We start from the raw sequence: 3,621 nt of genomic DNA, 5'->3' as shown, positions 1-3,621 counted from the left end.
TGCCGCCGTCAAGATTCGAGATCATCGTCGTGGTGGACGGGTCCACCGATGGCACTGCCGAGGCTCTTTCCAGCTTGAGACCTGCCTGCCGATTTCGGGTCATCGAGCAGGAAAACCGCGGGCTGGCCGGAGCGCGCAATACCGGATTCCGCGCGGCGGAAACAAACCTCCTGCTCTTTCTGGATGACGACATGCTCTGCGATTCGGGACTTGTTGCCGCGCATGTGGCCGCGCATCGGGCCGGAGTCCGCATAGCGGCCTTCGGAGCTATTTTCCTCAGTCCCGATAGTCGTCCCAGCGTGGCCGCTGAGTGCTTTAACCGCGAGATAGGCGCGTTTCATCTGGATCACAAGGCATTGGCTGATGCGTCTTTGCACGAAGATGAAGCCGTGTTCAGCAACTCCTCGATTCCTCGGGCGCTCCTGGCGGAGGCAGGCGGGTTCGATGAATCCTTTCGAATGAGAGAGGATCTGGAGCTGGCAGTTCGCCTCTTCCGCTCCGGAGTGCAGGCGCGTTACATACCGGATGCGGTTGCGCACCAGTACTATGACAAATCGTCCGCGGACTTGATTCGCGATTCTGAGGCGTTCGCGGTAGCAGACACGATGTTTGCACGAAAGCACCCTGAAGCTCTCGATAGCGGCTATCTGAGCTGGCTTACCCAAGATCCGCCGTGGAAGAAAATCCTGCGCAGAATTGCCGCACTGTTTCCGGTTGCCGCAGACTGCATCCTCATACCGGTATGCAAATTGGGAGAGGTGTTCTTCCGCGTTTCGCGCATCCGCAGCCTGGGGGTACGTGCGCTGCAAATGCGCCGGAGGATTCACTGGCTCCACGTAGCTTTGAAGCTCGGTATATCTCGACTTACCATGCCGGGTAAGTCTAGCCATTAACTTAGGGCGGAACCAGAGTAACTGTGTCCTATTGAGATTTGTGCGGGGTCGCCGCTCCCTGATGGTCGCGTCGACTTGAGTGCTGTGGTTTCTGGATAGGTCTAGTCTGGCTCCGCTGTAGCCGAAGAGATATGGCGGTGCCGTCCTGGTAGTTTCAGGATTTGCTGGTGCGGAAGAAGAGCACGACTGCGCGAAAGCCCGCTTTGATGAGCACGCGCCACCCGCTGGTGATGATTTCACCTGGATCCTGGGAATCTCTCGGCCAGGTGAGCCGCTTTCGCATCAGCCGCCGCAACAGGAACCGCACCAGGCCCAAGCGTTGGCCTGGAAACTCTGAAAACAAAAGCAGCCAATAGCTGATTGAGTTGCGCGCTTCCTGCTCAACGTTGCTCCGGCTCAGGGGAGGGTGAAACACCACGGCGTTGGGAACGTACGCAGCTGTATGCCCATGAGATATGAGAGAAGCGAAGGCGTAGTATTCTTCAGCAATCTGGAATGGCGCGCCCCTGCCCAGGCGCTCATCGAAAATCTTTCGCCCCGCGCACGCCGATTTGCGCAGCGCCATATTGCTGCCCAGCCCCATGCCGCCGAAGGTAGCCGTCTCAAACCATCGCGGGTCCTTATTGCTGAGAAAGCGCGGCGACTCCTGCGAGTTGTTGAGGGGGTCGGATTCGGGAGTAAAGATTCTTCCCGTCACCACCGCGATCGCGTCATCGGAGAACGGTGCGAGCAGAAACTTCAGCCACTGCACATCAGGTGCGGCATCGTCATCCACAAAGGCAACAATGTCGGAGCAGCATTCGATCATGCCCCGATTCCGGGCGCGACTCAGTCCCGGCATTTCCTCAACGACATAACGAGCGCCGAACTCCCTGGCCACCGCGTGTGTCTCCCCGTCCCCTGTCGTGTTGTCGACGACAAGAACTTCGTCCGCACCCGGTTCCAGTTCCTGGATGGCCTTGAGACACTTCCGCAGATACCCCGGACGACATCGAGTGCAGATCACGATCGAAATTGTCAGCCCGGTATTCTTGCTCAGGGAAGGAGCAGGGGGGCCATGATACGGGTCGCCGGGGAGTTCAATCAATGAACCTCGAGTTCAAAGTGAAGACACGCAAGCCACAACCTGACAGCTTGACAACCATCCCAATCGGCGGAGGCAATGCATCTGCGAATCCCCACCTCAACTGTGCCGAAAGTATAACAAAAAGCAGGAGGAAGTGCCGTCAGAATGTTGCACATCCCGCTCTTGACAGCAGCCAAAATTCGAAGTGTTTCCCGACACTCTGGGAGAGCCTTTCTGTTCAGTTCCAATACGCTGGGGACAGAAGCCGCCTGCGAGAGCTCCTTCATTGGGCTCACTGGCCCCTTCGGTTCACATGGTAAGTCGATTGTTTGCAAACATCTATGCCACTCAAGTACCAGAGCGATATAGTGACCAAACGCCAAGAACCATATTGGAGAGCATGCGACCGTCTGCGGGAAGGTAGCCAGCGAGAAAACATCGGCGAGTCGGCGAGGAGACGGCAGGGGTGCGGCTCCCGTAGCATGTCAACGCGCTAGAAGTTGGACTCGTCAAAATCATCCAGGACTTTGAGAACCCGGTCATTACGACCAAGAGCGGTACACCACTACGGGTGAAGGATAGTGCAACAGTCGAACAGGGCCCAAAGATCCGGCTTGGCCGGATCGCCCGGGCTTACCACCGAGTGGTCTATTCTCGCTCCGCCGCTCATCGGCCGCTGAAACCACGTTCAGCGTGGCATCCTGCGCCATTTTCCGGTCGCGATGTCAAAAGGGTGTGCAACATTGCTCAGAAACCCGTAAGAGGTCTGGGTAGTCTGATCCCGTCTAGCTGAGGTGGTTTCATGACCGCCGCCCTTAAGGCAGGTTGGAGTAGCCAACCTCATCGTGCTGGGGGCCCATGGCGCGTCCCACATTGGGGCCATCACCCGCGTCGACACTGTGTTCAAAGTGCTGGCCTTTGCGCACTGCCCGGTGATTACCATGTCCCCCGTCTTACTTGCAGAGTGCAGAGTGCGGCGCAGAGGCGGAAGAGCTCGATCGGTCAGAAGTCAACTTTATAGCCGGTGTGATTTAGCCCTCACAAGGGGCAAAACTTGAGGCGCTGGCAGAATGCGGAGAATTGGCGTCCAGTGCGGCTTCCATAGACCGGTCTTTCCCCGTCTTCGTCGTTGGCCTGTGAGCAGCAAGACGTGGATGGCCGAAACCATTCGTAAAGGGAATATGACAACCGTACCTTTGCGAGCATGATTTGAGGCTTGGCACATGACGTACCGGAAAGCAATCGAGATCATCTACGCGCAGTACCCGGCAGCCGCCGCGCATTATGAGCCAGCTTACGGTTGGCGCATCCTCTCCGATCATGACGGCTCACAGTACAGCACCCCGCTGGGCCCGTATCGCCCGGATCGTGAGCGAGCCGTGATGATGGCGGCGGAGAACTTGAGCAGATAAACCTGCCCTGCAAACCGATCTGACAAATCGGTGCATTTCACGCACGTTCCGGAAAGCGACGAATTCGGTACGCGTAGCGCCATCCGCCGCGCTTTCAGTTGCAGGTGGTTGAGGCTGCGGGAGCCGCACCTCTGCCGTCTCCTCGCCGATGTTTTCTCGCTGGCTAACCGCCGCGTCAGTGATTAGAGATTCATCGCATCCCTAAATCAATGCCTGTTGGACGTTATTCACCAAGCCGACCCCAGCCCCC

General features: G+C 57.7%; 3 protein-coding genes. 2 read left to right on the top strand and 1 reads right to left on the bottom strand.

Annotated features, from left to right (window positions below):
• On the top strand, positions 1-893 hold an 893-nt coding region (locus tag VMU57_RS22635; protein WP_325387590.1), incomplete at its 5' end, for a glycosyltransferase family 2 protein.
• A 154-nt stretch (positions 894-1,047) separates the two neighbouring features.
• On the opposite strand, the gene VMU57_RS22630 is transcribed toward VMU57_RS22635, so the two are convergent.
• Positions 1,048-1,899: a glycosyltransferase family 2 protein gene (locus VMU57_RS22630; protein ID WP_325387588.1), complete on the bottom strand. Its 852-nt coding sequence runs from the start codon at positions 1,897-1,899 to the stop codon at positions 1,048-1,050.
• A gap of 1,283 nt (positions 1,900-3,182) precedes the next feature.
• Between VMU57_RS22630 and VMU57_RS22625 the strand changes: the two genes are divergently transcribed.
• Positions 3,183-3,371: a hypothetical protein gene (locus VMU57_RS22625; protein WP_325387586.1), complete on the top strand. Its 189-nt coding sequence runs from the start codon at positions 3,183-3,185 to the stop codon at positions 3,369-3,371.
• Positions 3,372-3,621 lie beyond the last annotated feature (250 nt).

It is taken from the genome of Edaphobacter sp. (assembly GCF_035532915.1).
Lineage (GTDB): Bacteria > Acidobacteriota > Terriglobia > Terriglobales > Acidobacteriaceae > Edaphobacter.
Note: the sequence above shows the minus strand (reverse complement) of the source record. Positions and strands in the feature narration are given on the sequence as shown.

Bases quoted from the DNA above. Each gene is read 5' to 3' on its own strand.
- VMU57_RS22625 (WP_325387586.1), top strand. From the start codon at position 3,183: ATGACGTACCGGAAAGCAATCGAGATCATCTACGCGCAGTACCCGGCA.